19 protein-coding genes are annotated in these 21,638 nt (G+C 33.4%); 7 read left to right on the forward strand and 12 right to left on the reverse strand.

The annotated features are described in order from the left end of the window. Positions 1-2: 2 nt before the first annotated feature. The 3 genes from B0A66_RS08895 to B0A66_RS08905 form a co-directional block, all read right to left on the reverse strand. Positions 3-2,138 (reverse strand): polyribonucleotide nucleotidyltransferase, encoded by a 2,136-nt coding sequence (locus tag B0A66_RS08895; protein ID WP_089049495.1) that lies wholly within the window; start codon positions 2,136-2,138, stop codon positions 3-5. 175 nt (positions 2,139-2,313) lie between these two features. Then, the gene (gene rpsO, locus B0A66_RS08900) at positions 2,314-2,580 is read right to left on the reverse strand and encodes a 30S ribosomal protein S15 (RefSeq protein WP_041516556.1); all 267 of its coding nucleotides are present in this window, start codon (positions 2,578-2,580) and stop codon (positions 2,314-2,316) included. A gap of 164 nt (positions 2,581-2,744) precedes the next feature. Next, on the reverse strand, positions 2,745-3,200 hold the full coding sequence (locus B0A66_RS08905; RefSeq protein ID WP_089049496.1) for a GAF domain-containing protein: 456 nt from the start codon (positions 3,198-3,200) through the stop codon (positions 2,745-2,747). A 71-nt stretch (positions 3,201-3,271) separates the two neighbouring features. Between B0A66_RS08905 and xrtF the strand changes: the two genes are divergently transcribed. The 6 genes from xrtF (at position 3,272) to B0A66_RS08935 (ending at position 7,993) form a co-directional block, all read left to right on the forward strand. Continuing rightward, positions 3,272-3,808: an exosortase family protein XrtF gene (gene xrtF, locus B0A66_RS08910; RefSeq protein ID WP_089049497.1), complete on the forward strand. Its 537-nt coding sequence runs from the start codon at positions 3,272-3,274 to the stop codon at positions 3,806-3,808. Continuing rightward, positions 3,798-4,244, forward strand: coding sequence for an exosortase F system-associated membrane protein (locus B0A66_RS08915; protein ID WP_089049498.1), 447 nt, complete (start codon positions 3,798-3,800; stop codon positions 4,242-4,244). The genes xrtF and B0A66_RS08915 overlap by 11 nt, the downstream gene beginning before the upstream one ends. A 45-nt stretch (positions 4,245-4,289) precedes the next feature. Beyond that, positions 4,290-4,688 carry an HYC_CC_PP family protein gene (locus tag B0A66_RS08920; protein ID WP_089049499.1) on the forward strand — a complete coding sequence of 133 codons (399 nt, stop codon included), beginning with the start codon at positions 4,290-4,292 and terminating at the stop codon, positions 4,686-4,688. Between the two features lie 115 nt (positions 4,689-4,803). Further along, positions 4,804-6,810 carry a TonB-dependent receptor plug domain-containing protein gene (locus B0A66_RS08925; RefSeq protein WP_089049500.1) on the forward strand — a complete coding sequence of 669 codons (2,007 nt, stop codon included), beginning with the start codon at positions 4,804-4,806 and terminating at the stop codon, positions 6,808-6,810. A gap of 29 nt (positions 6,811-6,839) precedes the next feature. Then, positions 6,840-7,181: a heavy-metal-associated domain-containing protein gene (locus B0A66_RS08930; protein ID WP_089049501.1), complete on the forward strand. Its 342-nt coding sequence runs from the start codon at positions 6,840-6,842 to the stop codon at positions 7,179-7,181. Positions 7,182-7,312: 131 nt separating this feature from the next. Next, complete coding sequence (locus B0A66_RS08935) at positions 7,313-7,993, forward strand: DedA family protein (protein WP_089049502.1); 681 nt, start codon at positions 7,313-7,315, stop codon at positions 7,991-7,993. A gap of 187 nt (positions 7,994-8,180) precedes the next feature. Here the strand turns inward: B0A66_RS08935 and rodA are convergent, their stop codons facing one another. The 6 genes from rodA to purH all read right to left on the reverse strand — a co-directional run bounded on the left by rodA (position 8,181) and on the right by purH (position 15,447). Next, positions 8,181-9,416, reverse strand: coding sequence for a rod shape-determining protein RodA (gene rodA, locus B0A66_RS08940; RefSeq protein WP_089049503.1), 1,236 nt, complete (start codon positions 9,414-9,416; stop codon positions 8,181-8,183). Positions 9,417-9,431: 15 nt separating this feature from the next. After that, the gene (gene mrdA / locus B0A66_RS08945; protein ID WP_089049504.1) at positions 9,432-11,402 is read right to left on the reverse strand and encodes a penicillin-binding protein 2; all 1,971 of its coding nucleotides are present in this window, start codon (positions 11,400-11,402) and stop codon (positions 9,432-9,434) included. After that, a complete protein-coding gene (locus B0A66_RS08950) occupies positions 11,399-11,905 on the reverse strand; it encodes a rod shape-determining protein MreD (protein WP_089049505.1) in 507 nt (168 codons plus the stop codon). Before B0A66_RS08950 ends, mrdA begins: the two co-directional genes overlap by 4 nt. After that, a complete protein-coding gene (gene mreC, locus B0A66_RS08955) occupies positions 11,898-12,722 on the reverse strand; it encodes a rod shape-determining protein MreC (protein ID WP_089049506.1) in 825 nt (274 codons plus the stop codon). The genes B0A66_RS08950 and mreC overlap by 8 nt, the downstream gene beginning before the upstream one ends. Positions 12,723-12,834: 112 nt before the next feature. After that, positions 12,835-13,863, reverse strand: coding sequence for a rod shape-determining protein (locus B0A66_RS08960; protein ID WP_008466528.1), 1,029 nt, complete (start codon positions 13,861-13,863; stop codon positions 12,835-12,837). Between the two features lie 57 nt (positions 13,864-13,920). Next, positions 13,921-15,447: a bifunctional phosphoribosylaminoimidazolecarboxamide formyltransferase/IMP cyclohydrolase gene (gene purH / locus B0A66_RS08965; RefSeq protein ID WP_089049507.1), complete on the reverse strand. Its 1,527-nt coding sequence runs from the start codon at positions 15,445-15,447 to the stop codon at positions 13,921-13,923. Positions 15,448-15,611: 164 nt separating this feature from the next. Between purH and B0A66_RS08970 the strand changes: the two genes are divergently transcribed. Then, on the forward strand, positions 15,612-16,859 hold the full coding sequence (locus B0A66_RS08970) for an ABC transporter permease (RefSeq protein WP_089049508.1): 1,248 nt from the start codon (positions 15,612-15,614) through the stop codon (positions 16,857-16,859). Positions 16,860-16,994: 135 nt separating this feature from the next. On the opposite strand, the gene accD is transcribed toward B0A66_RS08970, so the two are convergent. From accD to tamL, 3 genes are all read right to left on the reverse strand, one after another. Next, positions 16,995-17,849 (reverse strand): acetyl-CoA carboxylase, carboxyltransferase subunit beta, encoded by an 855-nt coding sequence (gene accD, locus B0A66_RS08975; RefSeq protein WP_089049509.1) that lies wholly within the window; start codon positions 17,847-17,849, stop codon positions 16,995-16,997. A gap of 84 nt (positions 17,850-17,933) precedes the next feature. Continuing rightward, positions 17,934-19,001, reverse strand: coding sequence for a class II fructose-bisphosphate aldolase (fbaA, locus tag B0A66_RS08980; RefSeq protein ID WP_055097190.1), 1,068 nt, complete (start codon positions 18,999-19,001; stop codon positions 17,934-17,936). Positions 19,002-19,062: 61 nt separating this feature from the next. Beyond that, on the reverse strand, positions 19,063-21,618 hold the full coding sequence (tamL, locus tag B0A66_RS08985; RefSeq protein WP_089049510.1) for a translocation and assembly module lipoprotein TamL: 2,556 nt from the start codon (positions 21,616-21,618) through the stop codon (positions 19,063-19,065). Between the last annotated feature and the right edge of the window lie 20 nt (positions 21,619-21,638).

Consider the following 21,638-nt stretch of genomic DNA (forward strand, 5'->3'; position numbering starts at 1 on the left):
GATTACTCTTTTTTGTCCTCACGTGGAGGTCTTGGAATAAGTGCTTTTCTTGACACTTTTTCTTTTTTAGTTTTAGGATCTACTCCTAAGTATTTAACTTGAAATACATCGCCCATGTTTACTACATCAGTAACATTTTCAGTGCGTTCCCAAGCTAATTCAGATACGTGAAGTAATACTTCATTTCCTGGTGCAGCAGCATATTCTACTACAGCTCCAAAGTCAAGCATTTTAATTACTTTAACTTCGTAAGCTTCTCCCATTTGTGGTTTGAAAGTAATAGATTGGATTTTTGCCAATACCGCTTCAATTCCAGCAGGATCTGTACCTAAAATTTCGATAACACCTTGCTCATCAACTTCGTTGATTACGATAGTTGTACCAGTAGCTTTTTGTAATTCCTGAATTACTTTTCCACCAGGTCCAATTAATGCTCCAATAAAGTTTCCAGGGATAGTTCTCGTGATGATTTTTGGAGAATGTGCTTTCACGTCTGCTCTTGGAGCAGCAATAGTTTCAGTTAATTTTCCTAAAATGTGTAAACGTCCTTCGCGTGCTTGCCCAAGAGCTTGCTCCATGATGTCGTAACGTAAACCATCAATTTTGATATCCATTTGACAAGCTGTAATACCGTCTGCAGTTCCGGTTACTTTAAAGTCCATATCTCCTAAGTGATCTTCATCTCCTAAGATATCTGACAATACAGCAAATTTCTCACCGTCAGTAATTAATCCCATAGCAATTCCAGAAACTGGTTTTACCATTTGAATTCCAGCATCCATTAATGCCATTGTTCCAGCACAAACAGTTGCCATTGAAGAAGAACCGTTAGATTCTAAAACTTCAGAAACAACACGAATTGTATAAGGACAATCAGCAGGAATCATATTTTTTAATGCTCTTTGAGCCAGGTTACCGTGACCAACTTCTCTTCTTGAAGTTCCTCTTAGTGGTTTTGCTTCACCAGTTGAGAAAGGAGGGAAGTTATAGTGTAAGTAGAACTTTTCTTCACCTTGTTCAGATGGAGAATCAATTTGGTTTGCTTCTCTTGAAGTTCCTAAAGTTACTGTAGCTAATGCTTGAGTTTCTCCACGTGTAAATAATGAAGATCCGTGAACTCTTGGTAAATAATCAGTTTCGCACCAGATTGGTCTAATGTCTGTAGTTTTTCTACCATCTAAACGAACACCTAATTCTAAAACGACATTACGAACAGCTTCTTTGTTCGTTTTGTAGAAGTATTTAGAAACTAAATCTCCATCAGCGATTAATTCTTCTTCAGTAAATAAAGCTTTAACTTCTTCTTTTACTTCAGCAAATGCAGCGCTTCTTTCGTGTTTCGCAGAACCAACTTTTGCGATAGCATAAATTTTATCGTATGCTGCAGCTTTTACTTTTTTGTAAATTTCTTCGTTTTCTTTCTCACCTTCGTAAGTACGAATTTCTTTTTTACCAAAAGCAGCTTGTAAGCGGTACTGTGCTTCGATTTGAACTTTTATAGCTTCGTGAGCAAATTTGATAGCTTCTACCATTTCTGCTTCTGAGATTTCTTTCATTTCTCCTTCAACCATTGCAACTGAATCCAAAGAAGCTCCAATCATCATGTCGATATCAGATTTTTCTAAGTCTTCTCTGCTTGGGTTAATCACAAATTTTCCGTCGATACGTGCAACACGTACTTCAGAAATTAAGTTGTGAAAAGGAATGTCTGAAACAGCTAATGCAGCAGATGCAGCTAAACCAGCTAAAGCATCAGGCATAACAGTTTCGTCATGAGACATTAATTGAATCATAACTTGTGTTTCAGCATGGTAATCGTCTGGGAAAAGCGGACGTAAAACACGGTCAACTAATCTCATTGTTAATACTTCGCTATCGCTTGGACGTGCTTCTCTTTTAAAGAAACCTCCTGGAAAACGACCAGCTGCTGCAAATTTTTCGCGGTAATCTACCGTTAATGGTAAAAAGTCAACCGCTGGGTTAGCGCTACGTGCTGATACTGCTGTTGCAAGTATCATTGTATCGCCCATTCTCACTACTACAGAACCATCAGCTTGTTTTGCTAAGCGTCCTGTCTCGATTGTGATGCTTCTGCCATCACCTAAATCGATTTTTTCTACAAATAATTGTGGAATCATAAATTTTTTCCTTATTGGTTATACAATGGGTTTTAGTTGTGTTGTAGTTGTTGTGTGTAGTTGTTGTTTCTAAAACCCAATGAAAAACCAAACTTTTTTTCTTTTAAAAATGCTTGTAATCTTAATAATATGTAAAAACAAAAAGAGGCACTTTCGCACCTCTTTTCTATATTGATTATTTTCTGATATTCAATACTTTGATAATCTCACGATATCTGTTGATCTCTTTCTTTTTCAAGTAATCTAACAACGATCTTCTTTTACCTACTAGTAATACTAATGAACGCTCAGTGTTGTAATCATGACGATTTTTTTTCAAGTGCTCAGTTAAGTGACTAATTCTGTAAGTAAACAATGCGATTTGAGCTTCTGCTTTTCCAGTGTTTGTTGCTTCACCGTGTTGTGCAAAAATCTCTTCTTTCTTTTCTTTAGTTAAATACATTCCAATATTATTTAATGATTTTTATGTATGTCGTACATCTTTTGTAAGACCGTGCAAAATTACATATTTTTTTTGAAAAAATAAATTTATAGAATGAAAAAATTAAAGATTAAATAATTTAGACCTAAAATACTATTTTTTCGGCTTTAAAAATGCCTCTTTTTTTAATATAATTTAGCAACTTCTTGATTAACAAACTCCAGAAATCTTTCGTCAGCTTCAGTAAACGGATCGATAACATGGCTGTCAATATCAATTTGACCAATGTTTTGCCCGTTAACAAATAAAGGAACAACAATTTCTGATTTTACGGTAAAGCTGCAGGCAATATAATTGTCTTGGGCAGCAACATCAGGAACTACAAAGTTAGCATTGCTCTCTGCAACCTGACCACAAATTCCTTTTCCAAAAGGGATAACGGTATGATCCGTTTCAGCACCAACATAAGGTCCTAAATGCAATGTTTTGTTTTCGTGATTGGCAAAATAAAATCCTACCCAGTTATAATATTCTATATTTTCGTTTAATAATTGACAAATTGCCAATAATTTTTCGTCTCTAACTATATTTGTATCAGCAATAATAGCGCTTACTTTTGGTTGTAATTCCTGAAATGTCATAATGTGAAATTTTTATACAAAAGTATTTAAAGCTGAACTTAAAAAATACATAAATTTGAAAAAAAAATCCTTTGAAAAAATATTTAATACAATTTAAACCTTTTCTGATTTTTATAGGTACTTTTTTCAGTGCATATATTATCCTTACATTAGTTTATAAGCTTTACTTAAACAGTTTTGATGCCAATGATATAGATGGTATAAGTACTATTGTAGGCTATAATGTCGATCAGCTAATGCAAGCTTTTAATTGTGATATTATGACACGTAAAAGTACAACACATCCATGTATTGAGGTATGGTACAATAAAACGTATATCGTTAGAATTGTTGAAGGTTGTAATGCTGTTAGCGTTATTATATTATTTATTTCTTTCGTTATTGCTTTTTCAGGAAAATTTAAAACGACTCTCTTTTTTATTTTATTTGGAGTTTTACTAATTTACGTTTTAAATGTAGCCCGTATTGCTTTGTTGGCAGTGCTATTATATCATTTTCCTCAGAATGAACACATTTTACATGGTGTTCTCTTTCCGTTGATTATTTATGGGTTTGTTTTTATTTTGTGGGTAATCTGGATCAATAAATTTTCTAAATATGCTAAATAGGATAAAGGAGCAAAAAGTCAAGGTGTTCGTAACAGTTGTAGTTGTGATATGCTTTGGGTTTATTAGAGCTTTTGAAAAACAGCTTTTTTACGATCCTTTTTTAGATTATTTTGATTCTGATTTTAAAGGTGCTCCTTTTCCTGAAGTTGATGCTTTTAAACTTTTTGGAGGACTTTTGTTTCGTTATCTTTTAAATAGTATTCTTTCAATTGTATTAATTTACTCATTGTTTCGGGATATTGATATGTTTAAGTTTAGTATTCTCTTGTATTTCTTTTTTTTAGTATTGCTTTTCGGAATGTTTTTTTTAATTCTGGAATTTTATCCTGAAGGGAATTGGCTTCTTTTTTATGTGAGAAGATTTATAATTCAGCCCATATTTGTACTATTATTTATTCCTGCATTTTATTATCAGCAAGAAAATTTAAAAAAATAACTTATTTTTTAGATTTTTCTCATCTCATTTCAATAATTTTGTAAAATGAGTATGAAAAAGTGCACAGTATTATTTTTAGCGGTCCTATTGTTGGTTTCCAACATTGGGTTTGCTTTTGATGTGCATTATTGTGGAGGCAAAATTGCTTCGGTATCTTTGAATACTACCGCTTCTGCAGCTCCTGAAAAGAAATGTTGTGGTAAAGCAGAGAAAAAATCATCTTGTTGTAAAGACAAAGTGGTTCATTTTGAAAAAAAATCAGATGACGCTACTTTAAAGATATTCTTTTTTCAATTAGCCTTTCCAGCTGTAATTCAGGAATTCAACCCGATTGTTTTTTTAGCGATTCCAAATTTCAAAAAAAATCAAATCATTTCGTATTACTCTGATGCGAATGCGCCCCCCTTATTTAAGTTATACAGTCAATACATTTTTTACGCCTGATTTTAATGTTTAGAGTTCAAGTTCTTTAAGAACTTGTGATGTGCTATTTGATAGTTTCTAATTTGTTTAGAAAAAATCAGATGCAAAAATCTATTCAACATTAAAATCTTTTTTTATGCAAAAAAATATAATGCTTTTCGTTATGTTTTTGCTTTCTGTTTCTGTTTTTTCGCAAGAAGATTTAGAGGAAGTAAAAATTGTTAAAAAGCAAAAGGGAATTAAAAAATCCTATACGTTAACAGCAAATACAACTGTTATTACAAGCAAAGAACTGCTTAAAGCAGCCTGTTGCAACTTGGCCGAAAGTTTTGAAACCAATCCGTCTATAGATGTAAATTTTTCTGACGCTTTAACCGGTACAAAACAAATAAAAATGCTTGGGCTAACTAGTCCTTATTTAATGATTACTGAGGAAAACATTCCTTCAGTTCGAGGAGCTTCTCAGGCTTATGGATTGTCCTTTACACCGGGAACCTGGATCGAAAGTGTTCAGATAACAAAAGGTGCAGGAAGTGTTATTAATGGTTATGAAAGTATTTCGGGACAAATAAATACCGAACTTTTAAAACCTATAAATGATATTCCGTTTTTTCTTAATGCTTATGGTTCGACAGATTCCCGTTTTGAATTGAATACTCATTTCAATAAAAAACTATCTGATAAATGGTCTACGAGTTTATTTCTGCACGGAAATGCCCGTGTTGCCAAAAACGACATGAACAATGACGGTTTTTTAGATAATCCACTTGGCAAGCAGGTTAATATTTTGAATCGATATCAATTTTATGATGCGGAAAGTGGTTTGGTGAGTTTTATCAATTTCAGATATATGAATGATAAAAAACAAACAGGTGAAGTAAATTTTGATCCTGATCGAGATCGCGGAACGACCAATTCCTGGGGTTCGGAAATCAATACAGAACGTTTTGATGTTTCTACAAAAATTGGATATGTTTTTCCGGATATGCCTTATCAGAGTATTGGTTTTCAAAATGCTTTTAATACGCACAATCAAAACTCTTATTTTGGTTTAAATCAGTATGACATTAAACAAAATAGTTTTTATTCGAATTTAATTTTCAATTCGATTATTGACAATACGATGAATAAGTTCACAACCGGATTAAATTTTAGTTATGATCAGTATCAGGAGTTTGTTAATGTAAATGATTACAGCAGAATTGACAATTCCGTTGGAGCATTCTTTGAATACACTTATGATAATACAGACAATTTTAGTGTGATTTTAGGAGGAAGAGTTGATAATCATAATCGTTTAGGTGTTTTTGTAACACCGCGTTTACACATGCGATACAATCCGTGGAAAAATGGTGTGATTCGTTTCTCTGCAGGAAGAGGAAAGCGCTCGGCCAATATTTTTGCTGAAAACCAGCAGCTTTTTGCAAGTTCACGAACTTTTTCGATTTTAGATAATTACGGAAAAGTGTATGGATTAAATCCGGAAATTGCTTGGAATTATGGAGTGAGTTTTTCGCAGAAATTTAAAATTTTCAATAAAAATGCCGATGCAGGTTTTGATTTCTATAGAACCGATTTCCAAAATCAGGCCGTTGTAGATGTAATGCAAAGTCCGCAGGAAGTTCTTTTCTATAATCTAAAAGGAAAATCTTTTGCGAATAGTTTTCAGTTTGAATTTAATTACGAGTTAATTCATAATTTAAATTTAAGAACAGCTTACAAGTACTACGATATTCAAACAGATTACTTAAAAGGAACATTTCAGCGACCTCTTCAGGCAAAACATCGTTTTTTAGGGAATTTGGAATACGAAACCAATTTAAAAGATGATAAACAATGGAAGTTCGATTACACGCTTAATTGGTCCGGAAAACAACAATTGCCGTATACAGCAAGTAATCCTTCTCAAGATCAATTCCCGGAATTTTCGCCTTCTTATGCAGTTATGAATGTTCAGGTAACACGAGTTTTTTCTCCTGTTTTTGAGGTATATATAGGTGGAGAAAATATTGGAAATTACAAACAACAAAAAGCAATCTTAGGAGCAGATGATCCCTTTGGTCCAAACTTTGATGCCTCAATTGCGTATGCACCTATTTTTGGACAAATGTATTACGCGGGATTACGATTTAAAATAAAATAAGAAATTTATAAACTTTAATATTAGACAAAATGAACAAGATAATTTTAATTGCAATGATTAGTTTTTTAGGATTTTCAGCTCAGGCTCAAACTAAAAAGAATAAGAACTTAAAGTATACTACAGAAGTAAACGGTAATTGCGAACAGTGTAAAAAACGTATTGAAAAAGCGGCTTACGCAGTTCCGGGAGTTAAAACAGCTTCTTGGGATGTGAGTACACATCAGCTTGCTGTTATTTTAAATGAAGAGAAATGTTCTCCAGCTGATTTAAACGCTGCAATTGCTAAAGCTGGACATGATACTAAGGAAGTTAAGGCGACTCAATCTGATTATGATAATCTACATAGTTGTTGCAAGTATGATAGAGAATAATAACTTAAGCCCGGGTTTTTTTAACCTGGGCTTTTTTAATAGTTAATTTATCTTTAAAATACCGTATTTTATTGTTGTTTGACCAAATTATTGTTAATTTCACCAGCTAACAAATGTAACCAAACCATTTTATGAATAATTTTGATTGGACCCAGTTAATCAACCCTGAATTTTATATTACTTTTACTATCGGAGGTGTCCAAATTGGGTTATATATTGTCTTGTTTATAGTATTTGCCGAGACAGGACTTTTTGCAGGATTTTTTCTACCAGGAGATAGTTTACTTTTTCTAGCTGGTATTTACAGCAGGGATTTAGTTCAAAATGTAGTTTACATTCCAAGTAACTTTTTAAATGTACTATTACTTTCTACATTGGTTGCTGTAATGGGAGTTTTAGGGAATATGACCGGCTATTGGTTTGGTTCAAAAAGCGGTTATTATTTATTTAAAAAAGAAGATTCTTTCTGGTTTAAGAAAAAATATTTGTTACAATCTAAAGATTTCTTTGAAAAATATGGTGGTAAGGCTATTATTTATGCTCGTTTCCTTCCTATTTTCAGAACATTTGCTCCAATCATCGCAGGTATCGTTTCAATGGATAAAAAGAAGTTTATGTTCTATAACGTGTTAAGTTCTTTCCTGTGGTCCTTTATATTGATATTTTCCGGACATTATTTGTATGGAATATTTTTAAAGCAAGGGATAGATCTTAAACACCATATAGAGTATATCATCATCATTATAGTTATTATTTCTACTTTTCCGGTACTATTAAAGCTTTTAAAAAAGACTCCAAAAGAGAAAATATAATTACAACTTACAATGCATAAAAAAAGTCCGAAGTTTTAAACTTCGGACTTTTTTTTTAGTATTCAGTGTTCAGTTAAAAATTGTTCAGTAAACTGATCACTAAAAAGCTGAACACTGAACACTTTTATATACTTTTATGTAGTTTCAGATAGTCGTAGATGTTTGCCCTTTATAGGATATGTTAATCTTACCACTCATTTACTTTGTTGGCATCCATTTTTAAGAAAATGAAGAGTAGAATAGTGAATCCCCAAAGTCCGGAGCCTCCGTATGAAAAGAAAGGAAGCGGAACTCCAATGGTAGGGAAGATTCCAACAACCATCGCTATATTTACGAAAAAGTGAGTAAACAAAATTCCGGCAACACAGTAGCCGTAAACCCTGCTAAACTTTGTCTTTTGTCTTTCGGCGAGATAAATTACTCTTAAAAGAAGTCCTGCAAAAAGAACGATAACAACCAGTGAACCTGCAAATCCCCATTCTTCACCAACAGTTGTAAAGATGTAATCGGTATGCTGCTCTGGTACGAATCCACCTTTTGTCTGAGTTCCTTCAAGAAAACCTTTGCCAACCCAGCCTCCAGAACCAATAGCGATCTCAGATTGATTGGTGTTGTATCCAATACCTTTCATGTCGACAGTCTTTCCTAATAAGATATTAAAACGGTCTCTATGGTGTTTTTTAAATACATTATCAAATACATAGTCTACAGAGAAAACGAATGCTGAAATGAGACCTAAGAAAGCAAGACTTAAAAGAATGTTGCGGTCTACGGCTCTTCCTTTAAAATGTATAATTAATAAAATAGAAAGCGCAATTAATATTACTACGTAAGGTTCTAAAACAAGTGTAAGCACAAATAATACTACAGCAATAAATCCAGTCCATACATACCAGGAAGGTAGTCCTTCTCTAAACAATACAATAATAAAAATACTGTATATCAAGGCGCTTCCGGGATCGGGTTGCGGTAATATTAAAAGTACGGGCAAAAACACGATTGCTAAAGCCTGAATCTGTCGGTTGGTTTCTTTTAAATTGATTTGACTATCACTTAAAAATTTTGCTAATGCCAGTGCAGTTGCAGCCTTTGCAAACTCCGATGGCTGTATGGTGAAGCTTCCAATAGCATACCAACATCTTTGACCTGCAATTGTTTTTCCGAACAAGAATAACCCTGCAAGCGATAGTAACGATACACCAAAAATGATACTGGCGTATTTTTCATAAAATTTTCCATCAACAAAAAGCACAACAAATATTAAAGGAATAGTACATCCAATAAATATTAATTGTTTTTGATAAGTACCGTCTGTAGATAATAAAGAAGAAGAATATATATTTAGCCAGCCCAGTACTACTAAGGCTATATAAATAAAGATACTTATCCAGTCAATATTATTTTTTACACTTTGATTTTTCATTTGAAATAATCTTTGTTAGTTCTTTTTAGTGGTGTCTACAGCAGTTTTTTTAATTTCTTCTTTTGGAGTTTTAACGACCGTTTTAGGAGTGACAATTTTAGCTCTTAAAACAGAGTCCATAGGAGTTGATTCTATGGCGCTGGCTTCTTTTATACCACCTAATTTTGCATACTCGCTAATTAAACTTTTATTTAAAACCCGAACTTCTAAATCAGTTCTCGAAATTTTCTTTTTAAGATATTTTTCTATCATTAAGCTGGCAATTGGTCCTGCAACTGTCGCACCAAAACCTCCATTTTCAATCATGATTGCAATGGCAATTTTAGGATTGTCTTTAGGGGCAAACGCTACAAATATAGAGTGATCCTTTAGTTTTGTTCTAACACCATTAATTTTTGCATAGTTTTCGGCAGTACCTGTTTTTCCGCAAATATCAATTCCTTCTACTCTTAATGCATAAGCCGTACCTTTGTTATAAACGTCAAACAAACCACTTATAACGGGAGGAAAGTACTTCTTATCGATAGTAGTTTCGTGTTTTGTTGTAAATTTTGCATCTATATTTTTACCTTCAATTTTTTTAATGATGTGAGGAGTGTAATAATATCCCTGATTTGCTACTGTTGCCATCATATTGGCAAGTTGGATAGGAGTCATTAAAACTTCTCCCTGACCAATCGAGTTAGAGACAATGGTTGTGCTTCTCCAGCCGCCGTTTGGGTATATTTTTTTATACGTTTTAGAAGTGGGAATGTTTCCTTTTTTACCTGTTGGTAAATCGTATCCCATAAATTGTCCTAAACCAAAACTTTTTACGTGATTGCTCCAAACGTCAACAGCTTGTCCTGGATTTGCAAATTTGTTGATAGTCAACATATATGCTTGTGCAAAATAGGTATTACAAGAATTGTAGATACCATTGTGCAATTGATGGGGACCAGAACCGTGACATTTCATAAAACGTCCTCTACCGTAACTAAATCCATGATGACACATAAATGTAGTTTGTTCATTTACAACTCCTTCCTGAAGCGCAACTAAACCGGTAAGGATTTTAAATGGAGAACCAGGTGGGTATTCTGCAAGAAGTCCTCTGTCGTATAAAGGTTTTGCGATAGAATCATGATATAAAAGCGTGTAGTTTTTAGATCTTTGTCTTCCAACTAAAATACCCGGATCGTAAGACGGTGCTGTAACTAATGCTAGAATTTCTCCTGATTTAGGTTCAATGGCAACAATTCCACCTCGTTTATTGATCATTAATTCTTCACCATACTTTTGAAGCTCGGCATCGATAGTTAAATTAATATCTTCGCCCGCTACTGCAATAGTATCGTATTTTCCATCTTTATAAGAACCAATTTCTCGGTTGTATTTATCTTTCTGAATGTATTTTACACCTTTTATACCACGTAGAATTTCTTCGTAACTTTCTTCTACACCTTGTTTTCCAATTAAATCTCCACTATTGTAGTACGGATTTTGAGAAATAAGTTTGTCATTTACCTGTGTGATAAAACCAAAGATGTTTGCGCCATAATCTACTTCGTAATCACGAAGTGATCTTTTCTGAAAATAGAAACCTTCATATTTTCTTATTTTCTCCTGAAAAGCCGCAAACTCAGATTTATTAAGTTGTGATAAAAATACAGAAGGTAATCGGGGACTATAAACTTTTGCCTTGGCAACTCTTTTATAATATTCTTCTTTTGTGATGTTTAACAATGCACAAAATTCCGCCACATTAAGATCTTTTTTAATGTCACGCGGAATAACCATAATGTCATAAGATGCCTGGTTGGCAACTAATAATTTCCCATTTCGATCATAGATATAACCTCTTTCCGGATAATCATAAGCCTTTTTTATCGCATTATTATCTGATTTTAACTTAAAGGAATCATCGATAATTTGCAAATAGAATATCCTGATCACTAGCAATGATGCTGCAATAATAATTAAAGAGGGCAGCAGAATTTTTCTCATCGTCTATTGGGCTTAATAAGATATATTATAATGATTGAAATAATTATGGTAAAAATTGAACTAAACAAAGTTCGGAGTAAGACGTCTACAATAAATCTAAACTGAAACGCTAAAAGCACAAATAGTATAATATGATGCAATACTACCGATACTAAAATAAACGAAAATCTTTCCGGAGTAAGAGAGTCATTTAATTTTATTGTTTGATATTCGTAACTCAGTCCAAATGAAAATTTAAAAATGTATGGTCTGTAATAAGCAAGAATCACGCAGGCTGTAGCATGAATTCCGCCCGAGTTACAAAACATATCCATGGTTAATCCCAGTAAAAAACTAGAAAAAATAAGACTTGATCTGTTACTGTTAACAGGATAAAGAATGATAAATAAAATGTAAGGAAAAGGGCTTATGTAACCTAAGAAATTCATGTTGTTGAAAATAACAACCTGAATTGCCAGAAACACAATAAATCGAAAAATATTGACTAACAATGCGCTATTCATCTTTTCCCTTTTTTTCTAAATTAATCACTTCTTCTCTGTCCTTGCTTTTAATAATGTATACGTGTCCTAAGTTCGTCATGTCATTAAACAGTTTAACGTTTATAACATAAAAACTTGTTTTGTCCTGAATATATATTTTATCAATGGTTCCAACATTAATTCCTTCTGGGAAAATTACAGATTGTCCTCCGGTAACAATGGTGTCACCTTTTTTAATCGAAGCCAATCTTGGAACATCAACTAACTGAACAAATCCTGTACTTTTGCCATCCCAGGTTAAAGAACCAAAATGGTTTGATTTTTTTATTTTCGCATTAATCTGCGATTTCATATTCAAAATACTAACTACAGTAGAATATCTTGGTGACGTATTATCTACCACACCAATAATACCTAAACTATTAATTACACCCATATCTTGTTTAACTCCGTCATTTCTTCCGGAATTTAATGTGATGTAATTTTCGTGCGTATTGTACGAATTATGAATAACTTTTGAAACAATGATATCAGCAGGTTTTACTCCTTTTATACTATCAGCCAAAGGTATTTTTGTGGTGTCTTCTTTGTTAAATAAAAGACTTTTTAATCTTGCGTTTTCAAGTACCAGCTCGTCATTTTCGGTTCTTAAATTCAAATATTCGTTTACGTGATTGATTCTTTCATAAACACCTCCGCTTAAAAAATTAGCTGAACTGATTACTCTGCTTCGATGAAAAGAATGGGATTGAATTGTTAGTGCCAACGAAATACCTAAAAGCAGCAAAAACAGCAATCGATTACTGTTTCTTATAATAAAATTAAAAATTTGCTGCATTTCTTGTTTGGTTATTTTGTTTCAGGATATGCTTTTGTGTTCCAATTTTATTAGAGTCAAATGATTTAATTTGACTCTAATAAAAATATATTGTTTATAATGTTCAGCTATCTTATTTGATTAAGATACTTTTGAATTTCGCAATGTTTTTAAGAGCCATTCCTGTACCACGAACTACTGCTCTTAATGGATCTTCAGCAATGTAAACAGGTAAATCTGTTTTTTGAGAAATACGTTTATCCAAACCTCTTAGCATTGATCCTCCACCAGCTAAATAAATACCAGTGTTATAGATGTCTGCTGCTAATTCAGGAGGAGTCTGAGATAATGTTTCCATTACCGCGTCTTCAATACGCTGAATAGATTTGTCTAAAGCTTTAGCAATTTCACGGTACGAAACATCTACTTGTTTTGGTTTACCCGTAAGCAAATCTCTACCTTGAACAGACATATCCTCAGGAGGTCCGTCTAAATCTTCAATAGCTGCTCCAATTTGAATTTTAATTTTTTCTGCAGTACTTTCTCCCACAAATAGATTGTGTTGTGTACGCATATAGTAAACGATATCATTGGTAAAAACGTCACCTGCAATTTTTACAGATTTGTCACATACAATTCCGCCTAATGCAATAACTGCAATTTCGGTTGTACCACCTCCAATATCAACAATCATATTTCCTTTTGGTTGCATGATATCAATACCAATACCAATTGCAGCTGCCATAGGCTCATGAATTAAGTAAACTTCTTTTCCGTTTACTCTTTCACAAGATTCTTTTACAGCTCTCATCTCCACTTCGGTAATACCAGAAGGAATACAAACGACCATTCTTAAAGCTGGCGTAAACATTCTTTTCTTTAATGCCGGTATACTTTTAATGAACATATTGATCATTTTTTCTGAAGCATCAAAATCTGCAATTACACCATCCTTCAATGGCCTTATGGTCTTGATGTTTTCATGTGTTTTACCTTGCATCATATTAGCTTCTTTACCAACAGCAATGATCTTGCCTGATACTCTATCACGCGCTACTATGGAAGGACTATCAATAACAACTTTATCATTGTGAATGATTAAAGTGTTTGCGGTACCAAGGTCTATCGCGATATCCTCAGTCATGAAATCAAAAAATCCCATAAGTCTTTATAAGGGTTAAAAATGTTAAAAATTATTTATCGAACAAAGTTAAACAAATTAATGTTTAAAATGACGTGTTCCCGTAAATACCATTGCAAGATTATTTTCATTGCAGTAATTAATACTTAACTCGTCTTTGATTGAACCTCCAGGCTGAATTACAGCAGTGATTCCGGCTTTCTTTGCTAATTCTACACAATCCGGAAATGGGAAAAATGCATCACTCGCCATTGAAGCGCCAGTTAAATCAAATCCAAAAGCTTTTGCTTTATCTACAGCTTGTACTAAAGCATCTACTCTTGATGTCTGACCTGTTCCAGAAGATATTAAAGTTCCGTTCTTTGCAAATACAATTGTATTTGATTTTGTGTTTTTACAAATTTTAGATGCAAATATCAAATCTTCTATTTCCTGTGCAGTAGGCTCAGTAGTTGTAACGGTTTTTAAATGTTCTTTATTATCCGTAATATTATTTTTATCCTGAATTAACAAACCATTAAGACATGTTCTTACTTGTCTTGACGGTAATTCAATTTCATTTTGTACTAATATTATTCTGTTTTTCTTTTCTTGTAAAACGGCAATTGCTTCATCATCATACGCAGGAGCAATAACTACTTCGCAGAATAATTTATTTATTTCTTCTGCAGTTGCCAGATCGATTTTAGTATTTGCAATCAAAACACCTCCAAAGGCAGATGTTGGATCACAGGCTAAAGCCGCTAAATACGCTTCGCTAATTGTTTTTCTTGAAGCTAACCCACAAGCATTATTATGTTTTAAAATAGCAAATGTTGGTCCGTCTGTTTTGAACTCATTAATCAAGTTTACTGCAGCGTCAACATCTAGTAAGTTGTTGTAAGATAACTCTTTTCCGTGAACTTTTTTGAACATTGCATCAAAATCTCCAAAGAAAAATCCTTTTTGATGAGGGTTTTCTCCGTATCTCAATACTTGACCATCAGCAATGCTTTCTTTGTAAATCGTCTCATCTGTATTGAAATAATTAAAGATAGCACCATCATAATGAGAAGAAACATGAAAAGCTTTAGTAGCAAACAATCTTCTGTTTTCTAGAGTTGTAGCTCCATTTTGCTCTGTGATTAAATCTAAAAGTAAGCTGTATTCGTTTACAGAAGCAACAATTACAGTGTCTTTGAAATTTTTTGCACCGGCACGAATTAATGAAATCCCACCAATGTCAATTTTTTCTATAATATCCTGCTCGCTTGCACCAGAAGCAACAGTTTTTTCAAAAGGATACAAATCAACAATTACTAAATCAATTTGAGGAATGTCAAATTCTTTCATTTGCGCAACGTCACTTTCGTTGTCCTGACGATTTAAAATTCCACCAAAAATTTTCGGATGTAACGTTTTAACTCTTCCTCCAAGAATTTCAGGAAAAGAAGTAATATCTTCAACCGGAACTACTGGAATTCCAAGGTTTTTAATGAAATCTTCAGTTCCTCCTGTAGAGTAAAGTGTTACGTTTTGCTCGTGTAATTTTCTAACGATTGGCTCAAGTCCATCTTTAGAAAAAACAGATATTAATGCCGATTGTATTGTTTTAGTTGTGCTCATTGTGTAGTTATGATTTTCAGACTGCAAAAGTAGTTTTTTTAAATATTATTTTAAAGAAATTAATGTAACATTATCTTAAAAATAACTACTCATCAGTAAGTTAATTTTTATTAGGTTTTTGATTTTAATTTATTGAATTTTACTTTGTTGAAAAAAACGAATATATGCTGGTTTATCTAAGGTTATTGAAAGAAAGTCTGAGCTTTGCAATAAATGCTCTGCGAAATAATAAATTACGTACACTACTCTCCTTGTTGGGCGTAACGATTGGTATTTTTTCGATTATTGCAGTGCTTGCTGCAGTTGATTCTTTAGATAGAAAAATTTCTAAAGATTTGAGCAGCTTAGATAAAAATACAATTTATTTAATGAAATATTGTTTTGGACCTTCAGAAATTCCACAATGGAAGAGAGAGCAGTTTCCAAATGTAAAATATGATGAATATATTAGTTTAAAAAATTCGCTTACTAACACAGATCAGGTTGCTTATCAGTTTTTTGTAAATAAAGAAACTATAAAATACGATTCTAAAACGGTGAGTGATGTAAATATTGTTCCGGCATCTAATGAAATTGTAGAAATTGAAGGTTTGAATGTTGATAATGGACGTTTTTATACTGAATCTGAATCAAATTCCGGAACGGCAGTAATTGTCTTAGGATATGATATTGCTGAAGGGCTGTTTGGAGGATCAGAACCGGTTGGAAAAAGCATTCGGTTATACGGACAACGTTTTACCGTAATTGGTGTAATAGCGAAGCAGGGAGCAGGTTTTTTTGGTGATAGTAATGATACTTCGGTTTATATACCCACAAACTTCTTACGTCGTATGTATGGGGACAATGATGCCATGACTCCTGTTATTGTATTAAAACCGGTAAAAGGTGTCGATATGGATGCTTATAAAGCTCAGGTTGCTCAAAAACTACGAGCAATCCGTGGAATGAAAGCAGGGGAGATGGATAACTTTTTTATTAATGTACTTTCTGGTTTTACAGATTTTATCGATGGAATTCTGGGGCAGATGAATGTTGTAGGATGGGTGATTAGTGGATTCTCTCTTTTGGTAGGAGGTTTTGGAATTGCCAATATTATGTTTGTTTCTGTGAAAGAACGTACCAATTTAATTGGGATTCAAAAATCATTGGGAGCTAAAAATCGTTTCATCTTATTTCAATTTTTATTCGAAGCTGTAATTCTGTCTGTTATTGGTGGAATCATTGGCTTGTTGTTGGTCTGGGGTATTTCTCTTGCTTTAACTCAATTACTCGATTTTGAGTTTGTTTTAAGTCTTGGAAATATCTTACTAGGAACTGGAATTTCAGCCATAATTGGACTAATCTCAGGTATTCTGCCAGCTATTTCAGCGGCAAATCTTGATCCTGTTGAGGCTATTAGAACTGGAATGTAGTTTTTTTTTAAGCTTCTGAGAGACTGAGTTGCAAAGGTTCTGAGTTTTTTATTTCAAATGATAATGCTATTTAAAAATAAAAAATCCCATTCGCTGTAAAGCCAATGGGATATTGTGTTTTTAGAAGTTTGAAAACTATCTAATTGTATTGTTTTGAATCAAATCGATATAAAGATTGATCTTATCTTTCAATTCTTTTCTAGGCGTGATAAAGTCTAAGAATCCGTGCTCTAAAAGAAACTCAGCGGTTTGAAAACCTTCTGGTAAATCTTTTCCCGTAGTATCACGTACAACACGAGGACCTGCAAAACCAATCAAAGCACCTGGTTCAGAGATGTTGATATCTCCTAACATTGCGTATGATGCAGTTGTTCCTCCTGTAGTTGGATCAGTACATAAAGAAATGTATGGTAAACCAGCTTCGGCAAGCTGTGCTAATTTTACAGATGTTTTTGCTAATTGCATTAATGAATAAGCAGCTTCCATCATACGAGCTCCACCAGATTTAGAAATCATTACAAAAGGCAATTTGTTTTTGATAGCATGATCAATACCTCTTGCGATTTTCTCCCCTACAACCGCTCCCATAGATCCACCAATAAAGGCGAAGTCCATACAGCAAATTACAAGTTCTTTTCCTTTAGATTTTCCAACTCCTGTACGAACAGCGTCTTTAAGATGAGTTTTTTCCATTACATCTTTCAATCGCTCTGCATATTTTTTTGTATCCACAAAATGCAAAGGATCTTTTGACGTCATGTTTTTATCTAACTCAACAAATTCATTGTTGTCGAATAAAATTTCGAAATAGGTTGCGCTTCCAATTCTAACGTGAAAATCATCTTCAGGACTAACAAATAAGTTTCGGGCTAATTCATCAGCATCAATAATTTTTCCAGTAGGAGATTTGTACCACAATCCTTTCGGAACGTCCATCTTATCTTCTGTAGCAGTTGTAATCCCTTTTTCTTGTCTTTTAAACCAAGCCATTTTTTTTAGATTTTAGATTTTAGACTGTAGATTTTAGATTTTAGAGTCCAAGGAATCTAAAATCTAAAATCTGAAATCTAAAATTTATAGTGTATTTACGTTATTCAAGTCAGCAAAAGCTTGCTCAAGTCTTGTATTGAATGTTACTTCACTTTCACGTACCCATTTTCTTGGGTCATAATATTTTTTGTTAGGAACATCAGAACCTTCTGGGTTACCAATTTGAGTTTTTAAATAGTCAATGTTTTTAACCATATAATCACGAATTCCTTCAGTGTATGCAAATTGTAAATCTGTATCAATGTTCATTTTGATAACTCCGTATCCAATTGCTTCTCTGATTTCTTCAAGTGTAGAACCTGAACCTCCGTGGAAAACGAAATCTACCGGGTTAGCACCAGTGTTGAATTTGTTTTGAACGAAATCTTGAGAATTTTTAAGGATTTTTGGAGTTAATTTTACGTTTCCTGGCTTGTAAACACCGTGAACGTTTCCAAAAGCAGCTGCAATTGTGAATTTTGGACTTACTTTAGATAATTCTTCGTAAGCATAAGCTACTTCTTCTGGTTGAGTATATAATTTAGAGCTGTCAACATCAGAGTTGTCTACACCATCTTCTTCACCACCTGTAATACCAAGTTCGATTTCTAATGTCATACCCATTTTGCTCATTCTTGCTAAGTACTCTTTGCAGATTTCAATGTTTTCTTCGATTGGCTCCTCAGACAAATCGATCATGTGAGAACTGAATAAAGGTTTTCCTGTTTCTGCAAAATGTTTTTCAGAAGCATCTAATAAACCGTCGATCCAAGGTAATAATTTTTTAGCGCAGTGGTCTGTATGTAAAATTACAGTTGCACCGTAAGCTTCTGCTAAAGTGTGAATATGTTTTGCTCCTGCAATTCCACCAGCGATTGCTGATTTCTCGTTTGCGTTAGACAATCCTTTTCCAGCGTTAAATTGTGCTCCTCCGTTTGAAAATTGAATGATAACTGGCGCATTTAGTTTCGCTGCAGTTTCAAGAACTCCATTGATAGTACTAGACCCCGTAACATTTACTGCCGGAAGTGCAAATCCTTTTTCTTTTGCATAATTAAAAATTTCCTGTACCTGATCACCTGTAGCTACTCCCGGTTTGATATTGTGTGCCATGTTTAATTTGTTTTATAGTTGATTTTAGTTTTTAGGTTGCAAAAATAAGAATTAATTAGCATTAGAACGGATAATTTATTCCAAAATTTAAAACCGAACGTCCAAAATTATATTCTCTGAACCATCTTTCATCTGCTGCACGTCCCGGATTATGGGTCTTAAACCCTAAATCTAATCGAATAACAAAGAAGCTTAAATCGTATCGTAAACCAAATCCTGTACCTAAAGCAATTTCTTCTAAATCGTTTACGTTGGAGAATTTTGCCTTCTCATCGATAACATTATCGAGTACATTCCAGATATTTCCGGCATCTGCAAAGATAGCTCCTTTAACATCGCCAAATATTTTGAAACGAAATTCGGCACTAAATGCAATTTTCATATTGGCCTCGTTAAAATCGTTCATTGCATTAGTGCTTCCGGGACCTAATGAGTAGGGTTGCCAGGCACGATTATCATTTGAACCTCCTCCATAATAACTTCGAGAGAACGGAATATAATTTGAATTACCAAACGGAATTGCAATTCCGAAAAAGCTTCTTACTGCCAGTACTTTTTCTTTACCAAAATCCCAATGTTTAATATAGTCAAATTCAGCTTTAACATATTCAGAATATTCCAGATTTAATAATTCATAATTGTCTCTGGAATTTTTAGGCAGACTGGCAATATTTGAAAAAGCTGTTAGTAAAGTTCCTGCAGATTCTACTTTAGTTTTAAACTGATAAAAAGTATTATCAGCCAAATCTTTTTTGGTTGTTTTGGTAAATGTATAACTTGTTGACAGGATAAAGTCATTTTCTGTCAAACGCATTCTTCTTTCTTCAATACTTTCTATGGTTCGGAAATCCGGATCATTTGGAGTCAATGCTGTATTGCCGCTAGTAACATCACTTGTAAAACCGCTTGTTCCTTCAGAAATAATCAGGTCGCCATTTTCGTTTAAGTTAGCGGGGTTATTATTGTAAAAACTAGCCAGGCTATTTAGTTCGCGGTAAGACGATGTATATACTCTGTAATAATTGGCGGGATTTAAGTTACGAACAAACTGAACATTTAGTAAATCAAGTTTTGCAGTATTATTTCGTTTTGGAGACCAGTTATAGGCGATTCCTCCGGTAAAGTTTTCTTTATCTAAACCAATATTGCGTTGTTTTGTAAAACCTGACGTAATGCTGGTAGATGGAATCATACTTTTTGGAATGATTTTTTCAGTTCCAAAAGGCAGTAAGATTCTTGGGAAGTTTAATTTCAAGTCAACTCCATATTCAGAAACATTGAAGAAATTATTGTTTGGATTTGCCATGTCCTTGGAAGAACCAATGTTTAAACGGGTAGAGATTTCTAAAGTTTCTGCACGATTAAATACGTTACGGATTGTTTCTGAAATACTGGCACCTATTCCAAATTCCTGAATGTTAGAATGCGTTACATCCAAAGAGGTTCCGAAGCTGTATTTTTTTCGGGGTGTTAAATAAACATTTGCAATTAGCGATTGTGCCGTTGGATCACGTTTGTCTATTTCATATTGTATAGATGGATAGTTAAAAATCTTTAAATTATTTAAATATCTTGATGTAAGAGTTGTTCTAAAATCGGCGAAGGTGCTTCCTTTAGAAACGAATATCGCATCTGTTATTGCTCTGGGTTTGTATTTTAATTTCTTATAACTGTACAAGTTGAAGTTGTTGTATGTTGTACTGTCGGTAATTTTAGATTTGGCATTAGTAGGAGAGTAATCCGTATAAATGTTCACATCACTAATTTTATATAGTTTAAAAGGCTCCGTTCTGCTGGAGTCTTTTTCCTGAATGGTATTGTTGTTTATAATTAAATTAAGGTCAGCCTTGTTTTTTTTGCCAATAGTATCAATGTTAAATGATACATAAGTTGGCTGAAAGTAATAAGCTCCGTGATTTCTGAAATATGTTGTGATACGGCTTTTTTCTTCTTCTAGGTCAGAAGTTTTGTATTGCTTGCCGGATTTTATAAGAGATGGTTCTCTTGATGTTTTATATAAAGAATCTAGTGCAGGCGTTGAAATTGTAGTTCTAATAGAATCTATTATAAAACCTGGGCCAGTTGTGATGTTGTAATTTACCGCTGCTTTTTTTCTGGAAATACTGTCAATAGTATAATCCGTTTTTACATTAAAGAAACCATTATTAAAGTAATAGTATTTTAATCGCACTAAAGATTTTTGCGTTTTAGCCGTGTCTATGATTACAGGAGCTTCTCCTGTATTTTTTAGGAATTCATGAATACCTTTGTATAAAAATGATTGTCCAAGTCGATCTACTTGTTTTGCAGATAATATTTTAGCCTGGCGCTCATATTTTCCTGGATTATTTTTAAATTTTGCCTGATAAGTAGAGTCGGGATTTAAGTTGGCTAAATTATATAAATTCAAACGCAGCTTGTATCCTAACAATGTACCATTGGGTTTTTGATACATCTGATTAGAAGCAATTTCATCACTACTTGATTTTCCATTTACAATAATATTGTTTTTAGTAAGAAGTTTTTTTCCGTCCGGAACTCTTTTTACCGCATTACAAGCAGAAATAAATATTGCTATTAGGATAAATGCTATTATTTTTGTGGAATTCTTTTTCAAGTGTTCTAAAATATTTAATT

The organism is Flavobacterium hercynium, assembly GCF_002217285.1.
GTDB lineage: Bacteria > Bacteroidota > Bacteroidia > Flavobacteriales > Flavobacteriaceae > Flavobacterium > Flavobacterium hercynium.